This window comes from Paenibacillus sp. FSL L8-0641, from assembly GCF_038006265.1.
Lineage (GTDB): Bacteria > Bacillota > Bacilli > Paenibacillales > Paenibacillaceae > Paenibacillus > Paenibacillus polymyxa_D.
In genome coordinates, this window is the sequence record NZ_JBBOUW010000001.1 from 5,038,006 (window position 1) to 5,062,908 (window position 24,903).

General features: G+C 46.8%; 25 protein-coding genes and 1 pseudogene. All 26 read right to left on the reverse strand.

Going from position 1 to position 24,903, the window contains the following annotated elements:
- Window positions 1-168: 168 nt before the first annotated feature.
- Window positions 169-1,887: a phospho-sugar mutase gene (locus tag MKY16_RS22670; protein WP_318627936.1), complete on the reverse strand. Its 1,719-nt coding sequence runs from the start codon at window positions 1,885-1,887 to the stop codon at window positions 169-171.
- A gap of 98 nt (window positions 1,888-1,985) precedes the next feature.
- Window positions 1,986-2,432 carry a 3-hydroxyacyl-ACP dehydratase FabZ gene (gene fabZ, locus MKY16_RS22675; protein WP_013312312.1) on the reverse strand — a complete coding sequence of 149 codons (447 nt, stop codon included), beginning with the start codon at window positions 2,430-2,432 and terminating at the stop codon, window positions 1,986-1,988.
- 888 nt (window positions 2,433-3,320) lie between these two features.
- On the reverse strand, window positions 3,321-3,533 hold the full coding sequence (locus MKY16_RS22680) for a DNA-directed RNA polymerase subunit beta (RefSeq protein WP_061831651.1): 213 nt from the start codon (window positions 3,531-3,533) through the stop codon (window positions 3,321-3,323).
- Window positions 3,534-3,543: 10 nt separating this feature from the next.
- Window positions 3,544-4,371, reverse strand: a complete 828-nt coding sequence (locus MKY16_RS22685) for a flagellar hook-basal body protein (RefSeq protein WP_328801062.1) — start codon at window positions 4,369-4,371, stop codon at window positions 3,544-3,546.
- Window positions 4,372-4,384: 13 nt separating this feature from the next.
- Window positions 4,385-5,269 (reverse strand): flagellar hook-basal body protein, encoded by an 885-nt coding sequence (locus MKY16_RS22690; protein ID WP_165177733.1) that lies wholly within the window; start codon window positions 5,267-5,269, stop codon window positions 4,385-4,387.
- Between the two features lie 121 nt (window positions 5,270-5,390).
- The gene (locus tag MKY16_RS22695; protein ID WP_023990703.1) at window positions 5,391-6,389 is read right to left on the reverse strand and encodes a rod shape-determining protein; all 999 of its coding nucleotides are present in this window, start codon (window positions 6,387-6,389) and stop codon (window positions 5,391-5,393) included.
- A gap of 171 nt (window positions 6,390-6,560) precedes the next feature.
- A complete protein-coding gene (gene spoIIID / locus MKY16_RS22700) occupies window positions 6,561-6,848 on the reverse strand; it encodes a sporulation transcriptional regulator SpoIIID (RefSeq protein ID WP_007432737.1) in 288 nt (95 codons plus the stop codon).
- Window positions 6,849-7,048: 200 nt separating this feature from the next.
- On the reverse strand, window positions 7,049-7,789 hold the full coding sequence (locus tag MKY16_RS22705) for a M23 family metallopeptidase (RefSeq protein WP_190298128.1): 741 nt from the start codon (window positions 7,787-7,789) through the stop codon (window positions 7,049-7,051).
- A gap of 70 nt (window positions 7,790-7,859) precedes the next feature.
- Window positions 7,860-9,287 (reverse strand): stage II sporulation protein D, encoded by a 1,428-nt coding sequence (gene spoIID / locus MKY16_RS22710; RefSeq protein WP_340957125.1) that lies wholly within the window; start codon window positions 9,285-9,287, stop codon window positions 7,860-7,862.
- A 221-nt stretch (window positions 9,288-9,508) separates the two neighbouring features.
- A complete protein-coding gene (gene murA, locus MKY16_RS22715) occupies window positions 9,509-10,864 on the reverse strand; it encodes a UDP-N-acetylglucosamine 1-carboxyvinyltransferase (RefSeq protein ID WP_029518503.1) in 1,356 nt (451 codons plus the stop codon).
- 323 nt (window positions 10,865-11,187) lie between these two features.
- The gene (locus MKY16_RS22720; RefSeq protein ID WP_013373430.1) at window positions 11,188-11,439 is read right to left on the reverse strand and encodes a DUF1146 family protein; all 252 of its coding nucleotides are present in this window, start codon (window positions 11,437-11,439) and stop codon (window positions 11,188-11,190) included.
- A gap of 347 nt (window positions 11,440-11,786) precedes the next feature.
- The gene (locus MKY16_RS22725; protein ID WP_013312322.1) at window positions 11,787-12,200 is read right to left on the reverse strand and encodes a F0F1 ATP synthase subunit epsilon; all 414 of its coding nucleotides are present in this window, start codon (window positions 12,198-12,200) and stop codon (window positions 11,787-11,789) included.
- A 70-nt stretch (window positions 12,201-12,270) separates the two neighbouring features.
- On the reverse strand, window positions 12,271-13,671 hold the full coding sequence (atpD, locus tag MKY16_RS22730; protein WP_029518505.1) for a F0F1 ATP synthase subunit beta: 1,401 nt from the start codon (window positions 13,669-13,671) through the stop codon (window positions 12,271-12,273).
- 121 nt (window positions 13,672-13,792) lie between these two features.
- The gene (gene atpG, locus MKY16_RS22735) at window positions 13,793-14,659 is read right to left on the reverse strand and encodes an ATP synthase F1 subunit gamma (RefSeq protein WP_023990707.1); all 867 of its coding nucleotides are present in this window, start codon (window positions 14,657-14,659) and stop codon (window positions 13,793-13,795) included.
- A gap of 175 nt (window positions 14,660-14,834) precedes the next feature.
- Window positions 14,835-16,349, reverse strand: a complete 1,515-nt coding sequence (gene atpA / locus MKY16_RS22740; protein ID WP_029518506.1) for a F0F1 ATP synthase subunit alpha — start codon at window positions 16,347-16,349, stop codon at window positions 14,835-14,837.
- Window positions 16,350-16,368: 19 nt separating this feature from the next.
- A complete protein-coding gene (locus MKY16_RS22745; RefSeq protein WP_029518507.1) occupies window positions 16,369-16,914 on the reverse strand; it encodes a F0F1 ATP synthase subunit delta in 546 nt (181 codons plus the stop codon).
- Window positions 16,911-17,399, reverse strand: a complete 489-nt coding sequence (gene atpF, locus MKY16_RS22750) for a F0F1 ATP synthase subunit B (protein WP_023990709.1) — start codon at window positions 17,397-17,399, stop codon at window positions 16,911-16,913. Before atpF ends, MKY16_RS22745 begins: the two co-directional genes overlap by 4 nt.
- Window positions 17,400-17,512: 113 nt before the next feature.
- Window positions 17,513-17,737 carry a F0F1 ATP synthase subunit C gene (gene atpE / locus MKY16_RS22755; RefSeq protein WP_025683777.1) on the reverse strand — a complete coding sequence of 75 codons (225 nt, stop codon included), beginning with the start codon at window positions 17,735-17,737 and terminating at the stop codon, window positions 17,513-17,515.
- Window positions 17,738-17,841: 104 nt separating this feature from the next.
- Window positions 17,842-18,666, reverse strand: coding sequence for a F0F1 ATP synthase subunit A (gene atpB / locus MKY16_RS22760; protein ID WP_069010011.1), 825 nt, complete (start codon window positions 18,664-18,666; stop codon window positions 17,842-17,844).
- Window positions 18,667-18,695: 29 nt separating this feature from the next.
- The gene (locus tag MKY16_RS22765) at window positions 18,696-19,076 is read right to left on the reverse strand and encodes an ATP synthase subunit I (RefSeq protein WP_069010012.1); all 381 of its coding nucleotides are present in this window, start codon (window positions 19,074-19,076) and stop codon (window positions 18,696-18,698) included.
- On the reverse strand, window positions 19,069-19,323 hold the full coding sequence (locus tag MKY16_RS22770; protein WP_023990711.1) for an AtpZ/AtpI family protein: 255 nt from the start codon (window positions 19,321-19,323) through the stop codon (window positions 19,069-19,071). The genes MKY16_RS22765 and MKY16_RS22770 overlap by 8 nt, the downstream gene beginning before the upstream one ends.
- A gap of 171 nt (window positions 19,324-19,494) precedes the next feature.
- Window positions 19,495-20,664, reverse strand: coding sequence for a non-hydrolyzing UDP-N-acetylglucosamine 2-epimerase (wecB, locus tag MKY16_RS22775; protein ID WP_340957127.1), 1,170 nt, complete (start codon window positions 20,662-20,664; stop codon window positions 19,495-19,497).
- Window positions 20,665-20,773: 109 nt separating this feature from the next.
- Window positions 20,774-21,403, reverse strand: coding sequence for a uracil phosphoribosyltransferase (gene upp, locus MKY16_RS22780; RefSeq protein ID WP_013312332.1), 630 nt, complete (start codon window positions 21,401-21,403; stop codon window positions 20,774-20,776).
- 356 nt (window positions 21,404-21,759) lie between these two features.
- Entirely contained in the window at window positions 21,760-23,025 is a 1,266-nt protein-coding gene (locus MKY16_RS22785) for an ABC transporter substrate-binding protein (RefSeq protein ID WP_340886625.1), read from the reverse strand.
- A 15-nt stretch (window positions 23,026-23,040) separates the two neighbouring features.
- Complete coding sequence (locus tag MKY16_RS22790) at window positions 23,041-23,877, reverse strand: carbohydrate ABC transporter permease (protein WP_340933448.1); 837 nt, start codon at window positions 23,875-23,877, stop codon at window positions 23,041-23,043.
- Window positions 23,877-24,759: pseudogene (locus MKY16_RS22795) on the reverse strand (carbohydrate ABC transporter permease). Before MKY16_RS22795 ends, MKY16_RS22790 begins: the two are co-directional and overlap by 1 nt.
- Between the last annotated feature and the right edge of the window lie 144 nt (window positions 24,760-24,903).

The window sequence follows — 24,903 nt, forward strand, 5'->3', positions numbered from 1 at the left end:
GCAAAATCCTCCGCTGCCGGAATAAGCCTATTTTCCCCAAAGCCTCTTCCAGGTTATTCTGCAATACAGAAATGACCTCCACGGCGTACTGCCCTTTGCCGTGAGAGGTCACCGATTACTATATCTTATCCAATTACCTTAACCTATTCTATTATAAAGGGATTTTTCTCAAGCGTCTACGCGAGACATAACAGCATCGACCAGGTGGCTGATTCTTTGCTCCGCGTCTGATAGCGAGGAACCGCGTACCGCAAAGTATACTTTGATTTTCGGCTCTGTTCCCGAAGGGCGCAGGCAAAACCACGAACCGTCCTCCAGTAAGAATTTGAGTACATTTTCCTGTGGAAGACCGTCCAGACCTTGTGAGTAGTCCAGTACCTTATCTACCTTCACGCCTGCAATCTCTTGAGGCGCGTTGCTACGCCAATCGGTCATTTTGCCCTGAATCTGTGCCACTCCATCCTTACCCTTAAGAGTACGAGACTCCAGCTTCTCAAGGAAGTAGCCAAACTGCTCGTACAGCTCTTGTAAAACATCATAGAGCGTCTTACCTTGTGTGCTGTAATAAGCAGCAGCTTCAGCGATCAGCATAGCCGCCAAGACAGCATCCTTATCGCGAGCATAATTACCTGCCAAATAACCATAGCTCTCTTCATAGCCAAACAAGTAGGTGTACTCGCCAGTTTGGTCAAACTGGTTCATTTTCTCGCCAATATACTTGAAGCCAGTTAGCGTGTTAAACACGGTTGCTCCAAAATGTTCAGCAATGACTGCACCCATTTCGCTGGTTACGATGGTTTTGATAACAGCCCCATTATTCGGAAGCTTGCCTGTTTCTTTCAGCTGATTCAACAAGTAGTAAACCATGATCGCACCAGACTGATTACCGGACAATACTACATATTCGCCATCACGGTTTTTCACAACTGCACCCATACGGTCAGCATCAGGGTCTGTTCCGATCAACAGATCTGCACCAATTTTCTCACCCAGCGCAATTGCCAGTTTAAACGCATCGCGTTCTTCTGGGTTTGGCGACTTAACAGTCGAAAATTCAGCATCTGGCAGCTCTTGCTCAGGCACAATATGCACCTGTTCAAAACCGATTTTCTCCAGTACACGACGAACCGGTACATTTCCAGTGCCATGGAGAGGCGTAAACACAACTTTGAAGTTTTTGCCTGGTCCGGCTGCAATCAGCTCACGGTTCACACTCACACTGGCTACCGTATCTACAAACGCTTCATCTTCCTCTTCTCCAAGCCAAACCAACAATCCCTGTGCCTCTGCTTCCTCACGTGTCAGACTGCGAATGTCAGCAAAAGAAGGAACCTCACGGATATAACTAATTACCTGTTCAGCCTGATCAGGAACAAGCTGACCCCCTTCATCGTTGTATACCTTGTATCCATTATACTCAGGAGGATTGTGACTGGCTGTTACAACGATCCCTCCACTGGCTCCCAAATGACGTACACTAAACGAAAGCTGTGGCGTTGGACGCAAGGAAGGGAACAATTTAGCCACGATACCATTGCCCGCCAGCACCAAAGCTGCATCCAGTGCAAATTCTGGTGAAAAATGACGCGAATCATGCGCAATGACAACCGAAGGTTTACCTTCTTTACCAGCATGCTGTTCTAAAATATAGCGAGCCAGCCCTTGAGTCGCACGTCCAATGACGTAACGGTTCATCCGGTTACTCCCTGCTCCGATCACTCCACGCAGACCGCCTGTGCCAAATTCCAGCTCTTTGTAAAAGCGATCCTCCAGTTCCTGCTCGTTGCCTTCCAATGCGCGCAACTCCTGTTTGGTTTCTTCATCAATATAAGGGTCTTGCAGCCAGCTCTCAATGCCTTCTAATGCTTTTTTACTCAACTGCGTCATACGGAATTTCCCCTCTCCATTTTTGGTTTATCAAAACAGGATTTCTATGTACACTTGCACTCGGTTCAGACCTCGTGCTTATGTCGGAAGAGCTTTATTTATTGGGGAGGGTCAGATAAAGCAAACATAATTTCGCCCTCAGCTACTACCGTATCGCCTACTTTAGCCGTAGCTTTCCCTTTGCCAAATGCGCCTTTGGAACGAGTGATTTCCACTTCAAGCGTCAACGTATCCCCAGGAACCACCTGTCCTCGGAAACGGAAACCATCCAATCCTGCCAAGAATCCGATTTTGCCACGATTGCTCTCTAGGTGCAGTAATGCGACTGCCCCAACTTGAGCCAGTGCTTCGGTAATCAACACACCAGGCATAACGGGATACCCCGGAAAATGTCCAATGAAATGAGGCTCATTCATCGTTACATTTTTAATACCTACTGCTCTTTTCCCTTCCTCCAGCTCAATAATACGATCCACCAATAAAAATGGCGCTCGATGTGGGATAATCTCCTGAATTTGATTAACATCCAATTGCAATTTGTCCATTTACCTTAATAACTCCTCCCGCTTGCAGGTCTGACTCTGTATCAATCATGAGTTACTGCAAGCATAATATTACCCCGCCTACGCTGTATAAAAACAGCTCTTGGCGGCAACAATGTTAGATATCCTTCACCTACTGCAGAAGTGGAGGTTGAGATAAGGGGCTTTTTCCGCCGGTTATGCAACCTGAGGCGCGAAGAAGCCCTTTTGCCCGTGCTTGGTTTTACCCCGCAGTGTTATAAACTTCCCCATCATTATACAGTTATCAGATGCAAAAAGAAAATTACGCGGAAGTACCATATTGAGTGCTCCTAATATGGTGTAAAGCGGGAATTCATTTGAGCTAAAGGGAGGGACTACGGGGATGGATCATTCTTCCGATCGCTGTTAACCTCGGATTTTCCATTGTATAAGAATTCAAGGGTAAAATCCGAGGTTAAAGGCGAAGCTATCGCTTCTTCAGAACGATTCCATCCCCTCTGCCGAGTTACTTTTAGCTCAAAAGAAAAGCGTCGCTTCAATAATACTCGCTTGTCGGGAAAGGCGGAACAAAAGTGAAGGCCTCTGCGATGGCCTTCACTGACCGCAATCCATGCGTGGGAGTTTCCTGCCATTGAAGACGAACAAAACCCTGCGCCGTTGGCACAGGGTTTTGTTTTTATATACTCCCCACACAATGGCGGGTGGTTTATTTTAATAAGGGTGGCACTAATGGCGGGTAGCAGCGGAGCGAAGGATTTGAATCTGGAGAAGCGTGAGCGTTCGCCTTTGCAACGGGATTTTCACATCTAAAAACTTAATAATTAGGAAAATCGCGTTGCAACAGCGATCGTAAGATCAAATCATTCGCGGAGTGGTCTTTTCCCGCCACCCCACTCTTTTAAAGTAACATTAAGGCGCAAAAATAAGATCAATGACATGCTGCCAGGTTTTCCACTCGAATACGCCTGACAACCCTTGCTTACCTACAATTACATATCCTGCAATTAAGCCGCCTAACAGCGATAACAGGAGCAGCAACGGAACTATAAAATAACGAGCAGTACGCCAGCGGGATTTCGTCTTTTCAGGCACCGGACGGGAATCAGATTGTTCTTCTTTCATCACCAAATCCTTAAGCCCTCAGATTGTTGGCCAGGTTCATCATCGTATCGCTAGAGGTTAGTGCCCGTGCCGCCATTTGATACATCCGCTGAACTTGCATCATATCCGTCATTTCGCCCGCTAAATCCACATTAGATTCCTCAAGATAACCAGAACGCACAGATACGTCCGCTGGAACAGCGCCTGCCACACCTGCTGCTCCGAATACATTTGCCTCTGTTACACCATTCAACAACACGAATAGGTTATCATCCCGCTGTTCCAGTCCTTCTGGACGCTGTACATCCATTAGCTTAATTCTCTGACCAACGGTCGGATCCCCAATTCCATTAGCACGAATCAGCAATTCGCCATCCGAGTTAATAGCCACCTTGGAACCCGCTGGAGCAGTCACAGGAACATCATTGTTATCCAGCACGGAGTAACCTTCCGCAGTGGTCAACATCATCGTCGCACTATCATTCGGATCAGGAATAAAATGAAAGCTACCATCACGAGTCCAAGCTTTTTGTCCATTCCCCTGAACTTCAAACATGGCATTACCTTGAATCGCCAGATCGGTAGGAAGTCCCGTCTCCTTGAGCGGTCCTTGCTCCATATTTTTCATGATTGCGGCCGTTTTGACTCCGTAGCCCAAATTATAACCGAGCGGCATGGCCCGTCCATTTTGGAGATACGTTGAAGGCTGTTGTTGCACATTGGCCAATACATCTTCAAAGGAACCCTGTTTACTCTTATAACCAACTGTATTGACATTAGCAATATTATCGGCAATTAAATCCAAACGTTGCTGCACACTGGCCATAGATACCATTGCGCCAATCATGGAGTTGTTCATCACTTACCCCCTGTTATACACGGCCTACTTCATTAACGGCCTTGTCCAAGCTTTTATCATAAAATTGAATTACCTTCTGATTCGCTTCATACGCTCTTAAAGCAGCCATCATATCCACCATCGACTGTGAAGCATCAACATTAGATACCTCCAGGTAACCTTGACGAACGGAAACAGCATCATTAGCGGTCATCATTCTAGCTGTAGCACCGTCAGTATCATTCAGGCGGAAATTCCCATTGCCCTCACGAACGAGCTGGTATGGACGATCAATGACACTAATACCGAGCGTGGTCCCCAATGTCTGGTTGGACTGGCTATCTACCAATTCGCCCCGCTCATTTACTTTAAGCGCTGAGACAGCCCCCGTCAATTGAATCGGGTTTCCATTCGTATCCAGCACCGCTGAGCCAGTCGATGAAAGCAATGCTCCCGCTCCATTTACTTGAAAATGTCCATCACGTGTATAACGAACATTACCATTACTGTCCCGCACCGTAAAAAACGCTTCTGGACGGTAGGTGACTTCACCGTTAGCATTGATGAATTTCCCTGCCTGATCAAAAGCCATAGGTTGACCAGTAGCTGGGTCGTTCACATTAATATTGGACTGTATCGCAAAATCCGTCGCTTGTCCACTGTCCTTTAATGCTCCCTGAATGTAAGGGGAGAGGCTTTCCTCAGCAAAAACGCCAGTATTGAGCTTGCCGACCGTACGGTCCGGGTTATCAGGGTTACCACCCGTCATGGAAATAAGCATTTCGGGGAAAGAACGCTGAACACTGTTCTCCTGTTTGTATCCCGTCGTATTCATATTAGCAATATTTTGCGTCACGGTGTCATGGCGTCGTTGTTGTGTCATCAATCCGGCAGCCGCAGTATATAAACCTCTCAACATCTATGGTGCACCCCAATCCTATACTCTGCTAAAATCATATGCTCGCGCGGAGGCACGAAAGCCAAAATGCTAGGCAACCTGTCTGACCGCACACGAGTCTCTTATAGTCACTATCGGCAGATTAGAACTTTTTCTTAACCACATGATCCAAATTATCCAGCATAATTCCTGTACCTTTAACGACACAATGCATCGGATCTTCGGCAACCAGTACCGGAACACGCAACTCTTCAGCAAGCAGCTCGTCCAATCCGCTAAGCAAGGCACCGCCACCAGTCAAAATAACACCACGGTCAATAATATCAGCTGACAGTTCCGGTGGGGTCTGCTCCAATACAAACTTGGCCGCAGCAACAATCGCCGACACAGGATCTCTAAGCGCATCCTGCACTTCATCCGCAGAAATACTTAACGTTTTGGGCAATCCGGATACCATATCCCGTCCACGGATGTCCATCTCTGCACGCCGTCCGCTCGGATGCACGGTTCCGATAGCAATCTTGATATCCTCAGCCGTACGTTCCCCGATCAGAAGCTTGTACTTCGTTTTTACATATTTCATGATGGCTGTATCAAATTTGTCCCCTGCCATTTTAATGGAAGAAGCTGTTACGACGTCCCCCATAGAGAGGACTGCAACGTCAGTCGTTCCGCCACCAATATCCACTACCATATTGCCGCTAGGCTCAAAAATATCCATTCCTGCCCCGATGGCAGCCGCTTTTGGTTCTTCCTCCAAAAATACTTCCTTGGCCCCGCTACGCTCCGCCGCTTCACGAATCGCTTTTTGCTCCACTGAGGTAATGTTCGTCGGCGCACAAATTAGAATACGAGGGTGGCTGTACCAGCTTTTTCCCCCTACCCGATTGATAAAATATTTTAACATCGCTTCTGTTACTTCAAAATCGGCGATGACACCATCACGTAATGGACGGATGGCTATGATATTACCAGGAGTACGTCCCACCATACGGCGCGCTTCCTCTCCGACAGCCAGAACTCTTTTTGTATCGCTTTCTATCGCGACAACGGAAGGTTCGTCAAGAACAACCCCCTTCCCTTTGACGTGGATAAGCACGTTGGCCGTACCGAGGTCGATACCGATATCATTACTGAACATATTAAAAAGGCCCCCAAAGTGATATTTTAAAAAGCTAAGATTCGACAAGAAGCGGCAAATATATGTATAAACCTATGGTTACATGTCATTTTTCGTCTTGTACCATCTTTTAACATATCATACTTCAGGGGGTTGATTCAATGGCTTTGCCAGCCAATTCACTATATATTTTTAGGACTTGCCGGAAACGAGAATCTCCCTTCGTTTGCCACTCGTTTTTTTGTACTTAATTTTCGTCGCTTCTCCTCCCCGCAGATGGCGGATGGATTTATGGTATTCGAGAATGTGCTTCACCTGATCGGCAAGATCCGGGTTGATTTCAGGCAGCCGTTCGGTCAGATCTTTATGCACCGTGCTCTTGGAGACACCAAATTCCTTGGCAATCGTACGGACCGTATTCCTTGTTTCCACGATACAGCGACCGATTTTGATGGTCCGTTCCTTGATGTAATCGTGCACGCTCCCGCCTCCCTACTGTGGATAGTTTGGTACATTATATGAGGAGCGTGCCTATATATTCGCGGTTTGGCGGGAAGACATGCTTCGGAAGGCCTATTTATTTGGCAAAAGCAGCTTATGTTACCTTATGTACAAAAACTACACAAGAAAAAAGCAGGGAATATGGATTCCCCGCTTTGCATGCAAAGCCATGATCAAATTTATTTTTTAGGAAGCAGACCTGCTGGATTCACCGGCTTGTCATCCTGATACACTTCAAAATGCAGATGTGTTTTCAAATCCTTTTCAAGCTCGTTACGACCCGCTGAAGCAATCACATCGTTTTGTTTCACTTGATCGCCTTCTTTTACTTTCAGATCACTCAAGCTTTGGTACACCGTTTTGAGATTATTATCATGCGTAATTTCTACGACATTACCTACCAGCGGATGTTGTTCCACACGAGATACTTTGCCACTCAGGGCGGCTCTCACTTCAAACGCCTGATCGTCGGCCCGGGAAAGGTCAATCCCAGTGTTAGCGGTAAATGTTTTATCGTACTCTACCATAGCTGCCGCCTGCTCATCAGCGGTCGCATTCTCATCAAAGAACGGCTTTACGACCTGTACTGCGCCAGCATCTGCCACTGGCCATGCGATATTTTCCGACTGGGCAACGACTTCCACGCTTTCTGGCTGTTGTCCGTTAACATCGGTATTCACTGCACTTGTGCTCTGTACCGATGGACTAGCTGGGTCAGGTTTGAAAGACTTCTGGCTGGCATCCTGATAGACCCACACTAAAGTTAGTATAATGGCTGCTGCGGCAATGTAGGCTGCCGGGTATGCCCACCTTTTGGACAACAGCTTTTTCCACGAAGACGGCCGTGAAGCTCTTCCACCCTGAAAGGTTTTGGGTGTTTCTTCATGGTTTTGGTTCTGGTTTTTATTTTGTTCATTCATTTGCTCATCACCTCAGTAACCAGTGTTACCGGGTGCAACTCTTTTATACTTCAAAGTTTCGAAATATTTACTAACTTAGAATACGAGAGGCTTGCGCAAAAGAAATGCCAGTATAATAGTGAAGGAGTATTTGAGTGGCAGTATGACCTTCTTTGGCCATTCCATTGGCTCCCCACTGACTCATACCAACACCATGACCATAGCCATAGGTTGTTATAGCAATCCGGTCCCCTTCAGCCTTCCAAGTAAACTCAGCCGAACGCAACCCCAGTTTGTTACGGATCTCCGGTCCCGTAAAGATTGAGCCACCAACTTCAATCTTCTTGATGCGATGTCCTTCTGTCTTGGAGAGTATACGAATCTCTGGCATACTTCCTCCTCCAGTAGAGGCGGCAATTGCAGTACGACTTAACCCCAATCTATCGAACACGCTTTGACGACTCAGTGTGACGGTTTCTGAATAACGCGGGGCCAACTGCTTGTCCCATGGACTTGATACGCTTCGTAAATAGGGCACTGCCTTCGCCCACACATCCTCTGAATTTTCGGTGTAGCCATTGCTAGTAGAAAAAAAAGATGCCGTAATGGGCTTGCCTTCATATACCATGATCGTATCCTTGGTGTCTCGTACGGCCTGCTGAATTTTAGCCAGCTCTGCGGATTTACCAGAATGCCCCCATTCTCTAGTAAGTTTAGCTTTGGAGATATAAGCCTGATGTTTAACAGTATCCGTCACATCTGCTCCCGCAGGGGCACCGCTAGTGTCATCAGCCAGCAAGCGCCGGGCAATGAAGGTACGCGCGGCTATGGCCTGCGCTTTCAGTGCTTCCCCCTCAAAGCTGGGCGGCATTTCGGCAGCTACTACGCCGACAATGTATTGCTCCAGCGGTAACGTCTCCGTGCGACCGGTGGACGTGACATACACACGCACGTCTGGCTCTGCCGCCACCGGTACGCTACGCGTTGGCGCAGCGGGCACCGCTGGCATCGGCGGGACGCCCGGTAAGCGCGTGACGGGCGTCTCACCCTTTGCCGTCACGCTAGGCGCAGCCGGTACTGCCGTGCGGCTGCTTGGCGGCACCGGCTGCGCCGTCTGGCGAGGCCACGCCATTAGCGCGGGCACAGCCATGGCAAGCACCAGCACCCCTGCCATGGCGGCGAATGGCAGCCATGGGCGGCGGCTGCCCCAGCGTGGGGCACGCCCGGCGGAAGGACGCAGGTGCGGCAGCGGGCTTGCAACGCGTGTGTCATGGGCCGCTACACCAGCGATAGGCAGAGCCGTATCAACAGAGTTCGCAGCGGAAGACACGGCTGTTGTACGCCGATTGGGCTTGACGCCAGTCGGCAATGTACCTCTTGCGTCCGGTTGCTGTTGCATAAGCTTATTTTTCTGTAACAAGGTAGCTATAGAGCCAGTGTCTTCCTCCGCAAATGAAGCCTGGCGATGTTCCTTAGGATGATGAATGGGTATACGGATGCGAACCTGCGAATCTTTCATAGGCTGAAACCTCCATCAAAGGGCTAAGTGTCCGGCTGGAAGTATAGATATACTCCAGCAGATATTTTCAATCATATGAAGTCGTCCACTTTGATAGAACCATTTTAAGAGAACTGAAAGAATGAAAAAGATAAACAATAAAAAGAACCAAGTCCTTTCGGACTTGGTTCTTCGTTGTTTAAGAATATACGTATGCAACATGAAGCTACATGCGTTAAAGCTTAGGCGAGGGAAGGCTGAATCTTCTTAAACAGATTCCCAGACGCCTCTTCCGGCATTACGCGCTCTGTACTGGGTGAATGATCCAGTTTGGACTCTTCCACGGTCACTCTGTAAATGTCCGCTCCCAATCCGGTCAGCTTCTCAGCCAAATGAACGTAACCACGATCGATGTGATGTACACCAGATACTTCCGTTGTACCTTCTGCAATGAGTCCGGTCAGAATTAACGCAGCACCTGCACGCAAATCTGTAGAGGTTACTTTCGCACCTGTCAGCTTAGCATTACCCGTTACAATGGCAGAACGGCCTTCGACCTTAATCTCCGCATTCATGAGATGAAATTCATCCACATGCATGAAACGATTTTCAAACACGGTTTCCGTAATAATGCTCGTTCCTTCAGCGGCAAGCTGAAGTGCCATCATCTGTGACTGCATATCGGTGGGAAAACCTGGATAAGGCAACGTTTTAACATCAACGGCTTTTAACGGCTTATCTGCAATGACACGAATTCCGTTCTCATCAGGTTGAATGGTTACACCCATTTCTTCCATCTTGGAAATAACCGGACCCAAATGATCGGATATTGCGCCTTCTACATATACGTTCCCGCCTGTGATCGCAGCAGCAACCATATAAGTACCTGCTTCTACCCGGTCGGGAATGACGGTATGTTTTACACCATGCAGCTTCTCAACGCCTTCAATACGAATAACGCCCGTGCCCGCACCACGTACTTTGGCACCCATTCCATTCAGGAAATTTGCGAGATCAACAATCTCAGGTTCCTTAGCAGCATTCTCGATGGTAGTTACGCCCTCAGCAAGAGTAGCGGCCATCATAATATTCTCGGTTGCCCCTACGCTGGCTACATCCAAATAAACTTTAGCTCCACGCAGACGCCCGTTACTTTTAGCTTCAATAAAACCTTGGCCCAGGCTAATTTCCGCGCCCAATGCCTCAAAACCCTTCAAATGCTGATCAATGGGTCGCGTTCCGATTGCGCATCCGCCTGGAAGCGAGATTCTTGTACGTCCCAAACGCGTAAGCAGCGGTCCCATAACCAAGAATGAAGCGCGCATTTTCCTAACCCACTCGTAAGGGGCTTCACAGGAAATTATCTTCCGCGCGTCAACACGAATGACCTCATCTTGGTATGTAACGCCTGCTCCTAAGGACTCCAGCACTTTGTTAATGGTCATCACATCGTCTAGAGGAGGTGCATCAATAATAACACTTTCTCCTTCTTCTCCTAGCAGAGAAGCGGCGATGATCGGCAGAACTGAGTTTTTGGCTCCGCTGACTTTGACACTCCCGGTCAATCTGTTGCCACCGCGGACGATAAATTTGCTCATCTATGGTTCCCTCCGCGCGTCATTTCTCTTTTCCATTCTGGAAAAAAAGAACATATTCCGCTATTTTCATGCCTTGCTTTTTCATTACATAAAAAAACAAGATTTTACTAATACCCTAACTGCCATCATACCACTGATTAAAACAAGTATACAAGCGTTTTTTGTACTTGGCGACCATTGTACTCTAACTGATTCAGCCAGCTATACATGTATGGTTCTTTTGTTTACCATTGTTAACAATATGACGCGATGTTATTCGACAATTCCCGCAGAGACACAGTCATAAGGTCATATAACCCGCCTACTTCATGTTAAAACAAATTCTAGAGCATCTGGCTCCAAGAGATGTAGCTCAACAGGAACCCCGAAACCAACTGTCCCAAAATAATAGCAAGAAACAAGTGCAGCAATCTGCCCTGCGGTCCTTTGGGTTGTCGGATTAACAAATCCAGCTTTAAGCTCTGTAAAGCCCACCAAGCTAATGCTATACAGATGAGCGATACGATCATAGAGATCAGCGCGGTCATACTCGCCGATTGACTTAGCTGTTCTGCCAATTGCTGTTTCCCGTTCAACCATAATTCCCCCCATCTGCGTCACAGACTTCTTTATAATACTCGGCGAACGCCTAATATGCCAGTGCTATTTCTGTTTTTAGGACATTTATTTCGACAAAATGTGATTAATCACTTCTGTTTCGTGAATTTAAAAGGTACTAAATACCTAGCAGCCTGGCAAGAAATAGGACTGTACATTTGGTAATAACAGCTAAAAAAAGAGTCCGATCACAGTGATCGAAGGAAGCAAGGTTCCTCCTCACCCTCTACCGAACATTTTCTGGCAGAAGTTATGAATTGGTCTCCTTGTCGTTCCATCCGTATACTATGCCGAACCCTTTTAAAATTCCACTTAAACTCCAATATTAATTCTTATTGGTTCTGATGCTTGTAGCATTTAGACGGTTAAGCGCCCGTTGCAGAGCTACTTCCGCCCGATGATGATCTATCTGTTCCTGCTTGCTCTGGAGCCGCAGTTCTGCCCGCTCCCTTGCCGCACGGGCACGCTCCACATCAATTTCTTCGGAACGTTCCGCGCTCTCAGCCAAAATGACCACTTTATCCTTGCGGACTTCAAGAAAGCCCCCATTGACCGCGATCACTTCGGTTTGACCACCGATTTTAATGCGTATCGGTGCAATCTTCAAGGGAGTGACCAAGGGAAGGTGTCCGGGCAAAATCCCAAGATCGCCTTCCGAGCCGCGAACACTGATGCTGTTTACCTGTTCTGTATAGACCAGGCGCTCCGGCGTCACAATCTCTAGTAAATACGTGCTCACTTGAATCCCTCCTGGAAGCTGTCCGCAGACAGCTCACTTCGTAAGGCTCGGCTAATCTTTGCCTGTATGTTTACAGCGTTTTAGCTTTTTCAACTGCTTCTTCGATGGCTCCTACAAAAAGGAAGGCCGCTTCTGGAAGGTGGTCATACTTGCCTTCCAAAATTTCTTTGAAGCTTCGTACAGTTTCTTTAACCGGCACATATTTACCCGGGAAGCCGTTAAATGTTTCGGCAACGTGGAAAGGTTGAGAAAGGAAACGCTGGATTTTACGTGCACGTGCTACCAACATTTTATCTTCTTCACTCAGCTCATCCATACCCAGGATGGCAATGATATCCTGAAGCTCATTGTAGCGGGCCAAAATTTGTTTTACCCCTTGCGCTACATTGTAATGCTCTTCACCCACAACGTCTGGAGCCAAAATCCGGGAGCTTGATGCAAGTGGATCAACCGCCGGGTAAATACCCATTTCGGAAATTTTACGTTCCAGATTCGTTGTAGCATCCAAATGGGCAAACGTTGTAGCAGGAGCAGGGTCAGTGTAGTCATCCGCAGGCACGTAGATCGCCTGAATGGAAGTAACGGAACCTTTTTTAGTAGAAGTAATCCGTTCTTGCAATTGACCCATCTCAGTAGCCAGCGTAGGCTGGTAACCTACTGCTGAAGGCATACGTCCCAACAGGGCAGAAACCTCAGAACCCGCTTGGGTAAAGCGGAAAATGTTATCAATAAAGAGCAACACGTCACGGCCTTCTTGGTCACGGAAGTATTCCGCCATCGTCAGACCTGTGAGAGCTACACGCAAACGTGCACCCGGAGGCTCGTTCATTTGTCCGAACACCATCGCTGTTTTGTTGATAACGCCGGAATCTCTCATTTCATGGTACAAGTCATTTCCTTCACGTGTGCGTTCACCTACACCCGCAAATACAGAAATACCACCATGCTCCTGAGCGATATTGTTAATCAATTCTTGAATGGTTACGGTTTTACCTACACCAGCACCACCAAACAATCCGACTTTACCACCTTTGGCATAAGGAGCCAGCAAGTCGATAACTTTAATACCCGTTTCGAGCATCTCTGCTTGAGTTGTCAGCTCATCGAAAGAAGGAGCTTGACGGTGAATTGGGTTTCTAGCCGTTTCACTCATATCAGCACCATTATCAATTGGCGTTCCAAGTACGTTAAATACGCGTCCAAGAGTTGCTTCGCCGACAGGTACTGAAATAGGTGCTCCCAGATCTATGGCTTCAGCTCCACGAACCAAACCATCTGTGGAAGACATGGCAATACAACGCACACGGTTGTCACCTAGATGTTTTGAAGCTTCGAGCGTCAGGTCAATTTTGACTCCGCTCTCCAGCACAGTCCCAATATGAATGGCATTCAGGATTTCCGGAAGTTGTCCACGTTCAAACTCAACGTCGACAACCGGACCCATGATGCTCACTACGCGTCCTTTGTTCATCTTTTGGTTTCCCTCCTACAAGCTTGCACAGCCGCAAATCCGAACCACTCTGATTTGTTTTGCGCCCGCAATTTATCATAATAGTGTAGACTCTGCTATAAAACAGTCGCTATAAGCCTGATTAAGACTGAGCACTTGCTCCTGCAACGATTTCCGTAATTTCCTGGGTAATAGCCGCTTGACGAGCACGGTTATAGGTCAAGGAAAGCTCACCAATTAACTTGGAAGCATTCTTCGTAGCAGATCCCATTGCCGTCATCTTCGCTCCCAGTTCACTAGCTTTACCATCCAGCAAAGCGCCGTAAATGAGCGTTTCCGCGTAACGTGGCAGCAATACTTCCAGCACTCCTTCTGGTGAAGGCTCATACTCATAGTTAATTGAGGATGAAGCTGTAGCTGAATCCGGTGTCGCCATTGGTAACAGACGGTCAACTGTTGGAATTTGAGTCAATGCGTTGACAAAGCGGTTATAGCATAGATAAAGCTCATCAAATTCTTTAAGTTCAAAGCCTTGTACAGCCTTGCTTGCAATCGTTTTGATATCTGCAAAAGCAGGTGTATCCGACAGATCTGTTACCGATTCAGCGATAGGAAATTCACGACGTCTAAAATAATCCCGTCCTTTTCGCCCAATGATGAAAATCACAAATTCATCCTGTGAACGGTGACGTTCAGAAATCGTCTGCGTAACCTGTCGTAAAATATTGGCGTTATAACCACCAGCCAGACCACGATCAGATGTAATGATGAGATAAGCAGTCTTTTTAACCGGACGCGTTTCCAGCATTGGATGCTTGATGTTATTCGCTCCAGAAGCAATGCTACTCACAACTTCCTTAAGCTTTTCCGAGTAAGGACGAGCCGACTCCGCTTTCTCCTGAGCTTTTCTCAGCTTGGATGCAGCGACCATTTCCATCGCTTTCGTGATCTGCTTCGTACTCTGCACACTTTTAATCTGACGTTTAATCTCGCGCATACCTTTTGCCATGATTTCACCACCTTCAAGCTTTGGCAAAGCCAAAGCTAACTTCGTAAGATTCAAATCCAGCCGGGCATATGTTAAAGGGCCTGTTATTGAGGGTAAAACATGCCAAGGAAGCCAAAACCCAGAGGGCACGCTTCCTTAGAACATCTTTCATCATAAACAGGCAAATTCCAATGTATTATACCGACGTGGCGAATGATTTTTTGAATTTCTCGATAGCTGCCTTCAAAGCCGTTTCGTTATCAGCCACCAAGTCTTTCGTGTCGCGGATAGATTGAAGCACGTCCTGATGGTCAGACACCATGAAAGACAGGAAGTCTTTTTCAAAACGTTTTACATCCGCTACAGGGATATCATCAAGGAAGCCTTTTACAGCAGTATACAAGCTCACTACTTGTTGCTCTACAGCAAGCGGTTGGTTAACACCCTGTTTCAGAATTTCCATCATGCGTGCGCCGCGATCCAGACGGGCTTTTGTGGATTTATCCAAGTCGGAACCGAATTGGGAGAACGCTTGAAGCTCACGATATTGAGCAAGATCCAGACGCAGGGAACCTGCTACCTTTTTCATTGCTTTAATCTGAGCTGAACCACCTACACGAGATACGGAAATACCTACGTTGATCGCCGGACGTTGTCCTGCATAGAACAAGTCAGCTTCCAGGAAGATCTGTCCATCTGTGATGGAGATAACGTTGGTTGGAATATATGCAGAAACGTCGGAAGCCTGTGTCTCGATGAACGGCAATGCGGTAAGTGATCCGCCGCCCAACTCATCATTCAGCTTCGCTGCACGTTCCAGCAAGCGAGAGTGAAGATAGAAAACGTCACCCGGATATGCTTCACGGCCCGGTGGACGACGCAGCAACAGGGACAATTCCCGGTAAGCTGACGCTTGTTTAGTCAAGTCATCATAAACAACAAGGACATGCTCGCCTTTGTACATGAAATACTCACCCATAGCGCAGCCAGAGTAAGGAGCAATGTACAGCAATGGTGATGGCTCGGAAGCTGATGCCGTAACGACAATCGTATATTCCAGCGCACCGTGACGACGCAATGTTTCAACAACTTGAGCTACCGTGGATTGTTTTTGACCAATAGCGACATAAATACATTTCATGCCGTTACCTTTTTGGTTCAAAATTGCATCGATTGCGATAGATGTTTTACCTGTTTGACGGTCACCGATGATCAACTCACGTTGACCACGACCAATTGGAACCATCGCATCAATAGCTTTAATCCCCGTCTGCATAGGCTCATGTACCGATTTACGGGCCATAACGCCTGGAGCCTGACTTTCAACCGGACGGAATTCTGTTGTAGCAATCGGTCCTTTACCGTCTACTGGTTGTCCCAATGGGTTAACTACACGTCCGATCATTGCTTCCCCTACAGGGACCTGCATGATCTGGCCTGTACGTTTTACTTGTCCACCTTCACGAATGTCGGAGAATTGACCCAAAATAACAACACCGACATTGCTTTCTTCCACGTTGAGCGCCAAGCCCAATACGCCAGTGTCGAATTCAACCAATTCACCGGCCATAACTTTTTCCAGTCCGTAGACGCGAGCAATACCGTCGCCGACTTCAACAACAGTGCCGACTTCAACGACCTCGATATCATTTTTATATTGTTCAATCTGACTTTTAATCAATGAACTGATTTCCTCAGGTTTGATACTCAAGTGTGTTCACCCCTATCTTCTATACTCGTCTGTTAAAGGATTTCTCGAGACGATCCAGCTTGCCGGCCAGACTGCCGTCGTACAGTGTATCGCCGATAACCACTTTTAATCCGCCCAGCAGACTCGGGTCCACTATATTTTCCACACGGATTGTTTTATGTTCACGGGCTCCGAATTCCTCGGCTACCGCTGTTTTTTCCTGATCACTTAAAGCATAAGTCGAATACACCTTTGCATGAGCAAGTCCCAGCTTGTATTCCTGAATATCGAGGTATCCGGCAAGGAGAGATTCAAACAAATCTGCTCTACTACGCTGAATCAACAGTTTGATCGTGTTAATTAGCGAGGCAGACAACTTGCCTTCAAAACTGTTAGCCAGAACTTGAAGCTTGACCGCTTCCGTAATGTTAGGAGAATTAATGAATTTACGGATTTCAGCATCCCCCGATACAGCCTCTACAAAAGCACGTAGCTCCTGCTCGGTTTCCATAATGGTCTGTTCCTGCTCTGCCACTTCAAACAAAGCTTTCGCATACCGTTTGGCTACTACCGTATCCCGGCTCATGCTTTGCCTCCTACCTCTTTAAGGTATTGGTCGACAAGCTCTCCCTGGACTTGGTCTTCCTTGATTTCCTTTTGAATCAGTTTGGAAGCAATTTGTACCGAAGCTTTACCCACTTCGCTGCGCAGTTCGGCAACCGCCTTATTACGCTCGCTTGTGATTTCACGAACAGCTTCGTCTTTCAGGCGGACAGCTTCGTCTTTAGCCTGAACAATAATTTGCTCCGCTTGTTTGTTACCTGTTTGTTTTGACTGCTCAATAATGTCGTACGCTTCCTTACGTGCCTGCTGGAGAGCCTGCTTTTGCTCCTCAACATAAGCAGCAGCCTGTTCACGCGTCTGTGCCGCTTCATTCATTTGCTGTAATACAAGCTGACGCCGCTTCTCCATAACGGAAAAGAGAGGTCCGAATGCATAACGCGTTAGTAACCAGTACAAGATCAAAAATGCAATAATTGTGAAAACGATACTTGTCCAATTTAAACTCAATTGAAGTCACTCCTTTCCGGTGAACGTCAGTCCTAGTTATCCCTTAAGCCAAGCAACAAAGAAGGCGCGGATGGCTGTGGCCTTCCCCGCCAAACCTTGCAAGTTTCAAATTATTATGCCTTAGCGTAGAAAATAAACGCCAGAACGACCCCGATAATAGGCAAGGCTTCAACCAGACCTACACCGATAAACATTACCGTTTGCAAAGTTGATTTAGCCTCAGGCTGACGAGCGATACCTTCAACTGTTTTACTTACAATCAGACCGTTACCAATACCTGCGCCGAGCGCACCCAAACCTACTGCGATAGCTGCTGCTATTAATGCCCAAGCTCCCATTTAAAAAATCCTCCTTAGAGATGTGTATTTGTGTTGTACATGTATTTGCAGTTAAGAGCGAAGCGTACTCCTGAACTTAACTAAAAACCCGAAACTAATTTTAACTAATGCTCTTCTTCATGCGTGTCAATTGCCTGCGAAATATATACGAACGTCAAAATGGTAAAGACGAACGCCTGAATACTGCCGACAAAAATACTGAATCCTTGCCAGACCACGAGTCCCAATACGGAAGCAACCATACCTCCCACACCAAGTGCTGTCATTTTCAGCAGAACACTGATCAAAACTTCGCCGGCAAAAATATTACCGAATAGACGCATACCATGTGTCAACAGTTTTGAGAACTGCTCAATCAAGTTAATTGGCAAAAAGAATGGAAATGGCTGAATGTAATGCTTGAAGTAAGCTTTGGTATTACGGAAAATCCCCAGGAAATGAACCAGGACAAAGATCATCAAAGCCAGTCCAATGGATACCCCTGCATCTGCGGTAGGTGATTTCCACCAGCTGATACCTACATGGGCAGCTTCGCCCGGGTGAGACGCCTGTGCTTGTTCTAATGCTTCTTTGACTGGAATGATTTCATGTCCAAATACTTGGGCACTTTGCGCATTATCGAACTCGGTCACAATCCCGAACGGTAAGCCCAGCATATTTCCGACGAAGATGAACATGATCAGCGTCATCCCCAAGGAGAGGAATGGCTTCCCTTTTTTCAAATCCATCGTGCTGGTAATCAGTCCTTGAACGAATTCGACGACCCATTCCATAAAATTTTGCAGCTTGCTTGGATTGTCCACAGACAAATTGCGCGTTGCAGCAAATGCCAGTCCAAATACAATCGCGCAAGTCACAACCAGCATAATAATGACGGACAAGTCAATGTTAAATCCGCCCAATTCGATAATCGGTGATTCATGCAACATGTTTTCTCACCCCTTTCTCAGTTGAGCCATCATTTTTCCTGTAGCGCGAATATGATGCCTATAATTAAAAGAAGAAATTGTCCAGTCACCAGGCTTGCCATTACAGCGATCTCATGGAAATAGGCTGGAAATTCTAGCGCCAGCACTACTGCCAAAATAGAGGTCCCTACTCGAACGCCAAAGCCAATGCCCACCTTTTTCTTCTTGCCTTCACCGGCGGCTGCATTCGCAACCTGTCGAATTTTGTAGGCCATATACAGCACATTAAGACAGCTTACTCCCGTTCCCAGAATGATTCCGTGAGCAATGTCACGATGTTGGGGCATGAAGGCGGAGACCAGGAAACACAGAGCCATAATACCAAGCGCTACGATCCATAACATTTTTTGCATACGGGTCATCTCATTCATGGTTATCCCTCAATACCTTTCCGATCACAAGGGCAATACTTAATGCGCCCACAACCAAGCCTGCGAGAACGCTTACGCCAATCCAAATTCCGGAGCCACCAAGTTTGGCATCAAGCCATTTTCCTGCATAGAAGCCACCCAGTGTGCATATCGCCAAATCAATGCCGATCGCGCTCACCAGTCCTATAGCCTTAAAGGCATTTCCGGTGTTATTTCGGTTGTTGTTTTGCTTGGAAGGTTTGACCACTTTTCCATGTCACCCCTGCAATTCCAGTCCATTTTACTTAAATATAAGATGCTTTGTCAATTGAGATATTTTAGCGCCCTAAAGTATAAAATCAAACGACAAAGCATCTTAAATTGCTGTATCCCTTGGTAACCGTACAGTTTAACTGTATGCTTGCCTTGTAAAGAATAATTATATCGGACGAACACCTTTTGTGAACATTGTGTGAAATTCTTCAGGACGTTCCGATTGTACACCATAATGGTGCAAAATCGCATTGACAATTCTTACTGATGCTTGTCCATCGCCGTAAGGGTTCGCTGCCTGACTCATAGAATCGTACAACGCGGAATCTGTCAAAAGTGCCTTGGTCCGATTGTACACGTTCTCTTCGCTCGTACCCACCAGTTCCAAGGTGCCCGCTTCAATCCCTTCCGGTCTTTCAGTTGTATCACGCAGCACCAGGACAGGTACTCCGAACGAAGGTGCTTCTTCCTGAAGCCCACCGGAATCCGTAAGGATCAGATGTGTATGTGGGTAAAAATTGTGCAGATCAACGACATCCAGCGGATCAATCAGCTTAATACGCGGATGGTTGCCTAAAATCTCAAATGCAGGTTCCTTCACAGCCGGACTCGGATGAACCGGATAAACAATAGCGATATCCTCAAACTCATCCGCAATTCGCTTAACCGCATTAAAAATCTGACGATGCGGTTCCCCTTGGGATTCCCGGCGATGTGCTGTCATAAGAATCAGGCGTTTGCCCTGAGCCCACTCCAGTACAGGGTGCTCGTAATCCTGGCGAACCGTATACTGAAATACGTCAGTTACTGTATTGCCTGTAACATATATTCGCGATTCAGGCTTGTTTTCCTTCCGCAAATTTCCAGCCGATAAAGAAGTAGGCGAGAAATGCAGATCAGACAGCACGCCTGTGAGCTGACGGTTCATTTCTTCAGGATATGGAGAAAGCTTGTTCCACGTTCGCAAACCCGCTTCCACATGCCCTACTTCAATCTGCTGCATAAAGGCTGCATAGCTGGCGAGGAAAGTCGTCAGTGTATCACCGTGAACCAACACGATATCGGGCTTGGCCTCACGCAATACAGGTTCCAGACCTTGAAGTACCCGCATGGAGATTTCATTCAGTGTCTGGCGATCCTTCATTACGTCCAGATCATAATCAGGGTGAATATTGAAAACTTCCAGAACCTGATCAAGCATCTGGCGATGTTGAGCTGTAACGCATACCACGGACTCGATATGCTCCGGGTGACGCTGAAGCTCCAAAATAAGAGGAGCCATCTTAATTGCTTCCGGACGCACACCAAAAATTGTCATCACTTTGATTTTGGACATTTTCTGTTGAACCCCTTTTCATAATAAATGTCCGCTTCACAGATCTTCCATTATTTAAAATAAGGACCTGTATAACGTCCATAGATTTTGCCGAACTGCCAAAGGCAGTCTACTTGGTTCCGTACAAGCGGTCTCCCGCGTCACCAAGACCCGGAATGATATATCCATGATCATCCAGACGCTCGTCCAGTGCAGCGACATAGATGTCTACATCAGGATGTGCATCCTGCACAGCTTTGACTCCTTCAGGAGCAGCAATCAGATTCATCATTTTAATTTGAGTGCAGCCTCTCTTTTTCAACACATCAATCGCCGCAATTGCAGAGCCACCCGTTGCAAGCATCGGATCAATCACGATCAATTCGCGCTCAGTTACATCTGTAGGCAGCTTCGTATAGTATTCTACGGGTTGCAGCGTCTCAGGATCGCGGAACAGTCCCACATGGCCCACCTTTGCTGCAGGCAGCAGTTTTACTACGCCATCCAGCATACCCAAGCCTGCACGCAGAATCGGAATAAGACCCAGCATACGTCCGGAAATCACTTTACCTTCTGTCTCAGCAACCGGTGTCTGCACCGTAATGCTTTCCAGCGGGATATCCCGTGTAATTTCATAAGCCATCAATGTTGCTACTTCATCCACCAGCTCGCGGAAATCCTTGGTGTTGGTCCGCACATCGCGGATAAATGTAAGTTTGTGTTGGATCAAAGGGTGATCACAAACCACCAGTTTCGCCATAATATATTCCCTCCGGTATTATCGTCACGTTCTTTCGCACCAGCATATCGAACTATCCTGAGTCGAAAGGATCTATGTAACCTATTTGTACAAACCAAATAAGCACAGATGCAATGCGTGCCTGTAAATCCTGTTTATTATAACATTCCCTTGATTGATTTAACACCTGCCACCGTAACCTTTTGTCAAGGGAAAGATATGACATGTAAAATAATGAATAGGACCGCTTTACGTGTGACTTTCGTCACATAAAAACACAACAAAAAGGCTCTGACGGCCCTTGACCGCCAAAGCCTGAAGGCTTTATACTTCCTGCCCGAGCTATAGCCTTTGCCTCCTCATGCAGAGGTATTCTTTTATCTATACTTCAAATTGTCCCATGCCCCCTGAAATTGCTGAAGCATTTCATCCTTTGTGATAACCCCTGCAATATAGGCTTGCATACTGCTGCTTAAATCCTGATTCAGCCCCTTCGGAAAGCGTTGGAAGTTCCAACTCCATATCTTGCCTTCCCTCACATGCCGAGATATTTCTGCACCTAGATCGCCTGTCGTCTCGTCGCTGGACGTAATACTTTTGAAGGCGGGAACAAACTTAAACTCCTTGGTGATATAATGCTTGCCTGTTTCTGATGTGACCAACCAATTGAGGAATTCTTTTGCCTCCTGCTTCACAGGCGAATTTTTATTGACCACCCAGTTCGATGCCACTCCCACAGCTAGTCTACCTCCTGTGGAGGGATCATTGTCTATAGGCGCAGGCAGAATACCCAAATTCAAGTTAGGATTAATTCCATCTATTTGCGGTTGCGTCCAGTTCCCCTGGTGCATCATAGCAGCCTTACCTGTCGAAAACAGCGTCACTTGTGTATTGTAATCCGTCGTGAGCGGATTGCGGTTCCCATATTTTATAGTCAGGTCAAGCAACTTCACCCACTGATCGAACACCGGGTTACCGGGGATGCGAGCCGTTCCTTTGTTTAAATCCTCAACATAACTTTCCGGGTTCGGCTGTCTGGCAAACGGAATATTGATAAAATGGTTCCCCAGAACCCACCATTCCGCATACCCGTTAGCAAAAGGTATAATCCCTGCCGCTTTCAGTCGCTTGGCTGCTTCCTCCAGTTCATCTATCGTCTGAGGTAGTTTGGTTATGCCCGCTTTTTTGAACAAATCCTTGTTATAAACAAAACCAAATCCTTCTAGGTTCATAGGCTGTCCATAAATCTTACCGTTAACCGTCATCGGCTTACGAGCGAAATCGTCCAGATCCTTTACCCATGGCTGATCCGACAAATCCTCCAAGTACTCCAACCACGTATCGCGGTCCTGGTAGCCCTCATTTGTGAAAATATCCGGCTGATCGCCTGATGCGAATTTAGCCTTCAACGAAGCACCGTAGTCCGTACCACCACCGACAGATTGGATATCCAACTTGATGCCAGGGTGCGCTTTTTCATATTCTGCCTTCAGCTTATTTAGCGGTTCCGAAATCTCTACTTTGAATTGATAAATGTGTATCGTTTTCGTTTCACTCTGTTGAGCCTTCGTATTTCCGCAACCTGCAAGTGTACATGCGAGCAGCACCATCAAGGAGATGACAAGTAACGCTGTTCTTTTCATCGGATATCCCTCCCTTCAGCCCTTGACCGCACCGGCTGCAATGCCAGAAACGATGTATTTTTGCATCACCAGAAAAAACACAACAATTGGCGTGATCCCCAACACCAGTGCTGGCAGCGCCAAGTCCCATTGCTTGGTGTATTGACCAAACAACATATAGGTTGCAATCGGAATGGTGCGCAGCTCAGGATCATTCAAAATGAGCGAAGGCAACAGATAGTCATTCCAGATCCATAAGGTATTCAATATAAGCACGGTTACGAACATAGGCAGCAGGAGTGGACAAACGATGCGAAAGAACACCCCGTACCGGGATGAACCGTCCACCCTTGCCGCCTGCTCGATCTCAATAGGTACCGTTTTAATAAAGCCATGAAAAAGAAAAACGGATAAAGGCGCCCCAAAACCCAGATAACATAAGATCAGTCCTGGTATACTGTTGTTTAAGCTCAATACGTTGGACACTTCCATAAGCGGCAACATAATCGATTGAAAGGGAACTACCATTGCTGCCACAAGTAAACCGAATAAAAACCGATTAAAAGGAGTGTCATGCCGAACCATCTGGTAAGCGGCCATCGAGCTGATGAGCAGCAAAAGCGCATTACTGACGATCGTGACAATCAGTGAATTCCCCAGTGCTGTGGGAAAGTTTATTTTATTCCAGGCGTTAGCATAGTTTTCAAAACGGAAGGTTGTCGGCCACGAAGCGGAATGGGCCAAAATGTCACCAAAGGATTTAATGGAGTTTACGAGCAAAAAATAGAATGGAACCAGAAAAATTAACCCGATCACAATAAGCAATATTTCAGCAACCCATGTGCCCAAACGGTAGTTTGACGTTTTTTCCATTACATTTCGACCTCCTTTTTCTTCGTGAGACGCACCTGAATGCTGGTAATGATCGCAACGACCACGAAGAAAATCATAGCCTTGGCAGTTCCCAATCCAAGTCGATTATTTGTAAACGCTTCATTATATATGTCCAACGCTACAGACTCTGTCGACTTGAAAGCCCCCCCCCTTTGTGAGAGCCAAATTCAATTCAAATACTTTAAAGGACCAGGATATCGCTAGGAACAAGCAGACGGTCACCGCTGGCATAATAAGCGGCACTACAATATGACGCAAAATCTGTCTTCGGCCCGCGCCGTCAATTTGAGCCGATTCAATCAGAGCAGACGGTACATTATTTAACGAAGATATGTAAATAACCATGAGATAACCTGCATATTGCCATACAAACACAATGACAGTTCCCCAAAAAGCAGTTGGCCCATCACCCAGCCACGGCAGTTTAAAAAAGGAAAGCCCTGTTGCCTCCCCTACCGCAGAAAAGCCGCGTACAAATATAAATTGCCAGATGAAGCCGAGCAGCAAGCCGCCAATCATATTGGGCATAAAAAATACAGTTCGCAGTGCATTACGGGTACGCAACGGTTTGGTAAGTGCATAGGCTAGGAAAAAGCCAATCAGGTTCGTCAGAATGACACCACATACGGTAAACCGAACCGTAAACCAGAACGCATTACGGAAATCTGGATCGTCCCTAAAAATATGAACGTAATTCCCTAGCCCGAGCCATCGGATATTTTCAGATACTCCATCCCAGTTCGTCATGGAATAATACAGCCCCAGCAGGAACGGAATGACCATAATCAAGACGAAAAACAACGCCATCGGTCCCACAAATACGAGCTGCTGCAATAATTGCGCGGATTTTCTTTGACTCAATGTAATCACTCCTTTGTCGTAGATATAAAGGAAAGCGCGCATAAACCTTTACTGTAATCGCTTATTACCCAAAAATGTAAGTTTCGAGTCGTTTGGAAGCAAAAAAAGGCTGTTCTCCTCCGGCTTACGGAAGGAAAACAGCCT